Origin of the sequence: Cupriavidus sp. 2KB_3, assembly GCF_052115685.1 — a bacterium.
Classification (GTDB): Bacteria; Pseudomonadota; Gammaproteobacteria; order Burkholderiales; family Burkholderiaceae; genus Cupriavidus; species Cupriavidus campinensis.
Map to the genome: position 1 here is coordinate 1 of NZ_JBFRHD010000045.1, position 1314 is coordinate 1314.

General features: G+C 60.8%; 1 protein-coding gene. It reads right to left on the reverse strand.

Annotated elements, in window-relative coordinates:
- Positions 1-1314, reverse strand: a protein-coding gene (locus AB4120_RS27570) for an IS3 family transposase (RefSeq protein WP_441643104.1) whose coding sequence is annotated in 2 segments (ribosomal slippage) — positions 1-879 and positions 879-1314 — 1315 coding nt annotated over the 2 segments. Because the reading frame shifts where the segments join, the coding sequence is not laid out codon by codon here. This gene is flagged as partial in the annotation.

Here is a 1314-nt window from a genome sequence, read left to right on the forward strand (position 1 = left end):
AGGGCTGGGTCCTGTATTGCACAGGACTCAGCCCTTTTAGCTTGAGCTTGATGCGGTCGTGATTGTAGTACCGGATGTATTCGGCTATGCCACGACGCAACTGGTCGACGTTGGCGAAGCGCTCTAACCGGAAGCACTCTGACTTGAGCGTCCCGAAGAAGCTCTCCATCGCCGCATTGTCCAGGCAATTGCCTTTGCGGGACATGCTCTGACGCAAGCCTCGCGAGGCCAGTTTGCGGCGATATGCCGCCATCTGATAGGCCCAGCCCTGATCCGAATGCAGCATTGGGGTTTCGCCCGGGCGCAGCTTGCGAAGCGCCTTGTCGAGCATCTCCCGGATCAGCGCGAAGTCAGGCCGCTCGCTGGTCTGCCAGGCGACGATCTCCCCGTTGTACAGGTCCAGGACCGGCGAGAGGTAGAGCTTTTTGCCSCCYACGTTGAACTCGGTCACATCCGTCACCCACTTCTCGTTCGGCTTGCTCGCCTCGAACTGGCGCTGTAGCAGATTGGGGGCGACTCGCCCGACTTGCCCACGGTACGAACGGTATTTCTTCGGCCGTACRAGCGCCTTCAATTGCAGTGCCGACATCAGCCGTTGCACGGTTTTGTGATTCACCAACATGCCTGCCAGGCGCAGCGTCGCCGTGACCCGGCGATAGCCATATCGGCCCTTGTGCTGGGCATACACCTGCTGAATACGCGCCTTGAGTTCCCCATTGCGATCCCCGGCTTTGCCTGCCGCCATCTGGTAGTAGAACGTGCTGCGCGCCAGATCGGCAACCTTGAGCAGGATCGGCAGCGGGTGGTGCTCTCGCAAAGCATTCACGACTTGCGCTTTTTCTTTGGCGCAGCTTGCTCCTTGGCCCGGAGCAGGGCATCCAGCTTTTTTAGGTACGCCACCTCCGCGCGCAGATATTCGTTTTCCTTCAGTAGATCTTCGCGCGAGCGTCCGTCTTGAGTGGGCTCGGGAGTGGATTGGGGTGGCTGCTTAGGCTGGGACATGTTGGGTGGCCGGCCTTTGCGGCGCGGCTTGAGGGCTTCGATACCGCCCTCATGATACTGGCGCTCCCAGCGGCTGATGCCGCCTGCTTCGCGCAAGTCGAAGACGGCACTTGCCTGCGCATAGGACAACTCGTGGCGCCACATGTGCCGCAACACCGTCAACTTGAACTCGGCGCTATAGGCCTCATGCTTCTTGCCAAGCGCGGCTTCTCCATGCTGCCGCCACGCGCTGACCCAGCGCTGCAGCACCGAGCGGCCTATTCCGTGCTTCCGGCTCAGTGTCCCAGTCCCAACTCCCCCGGACAAATATTC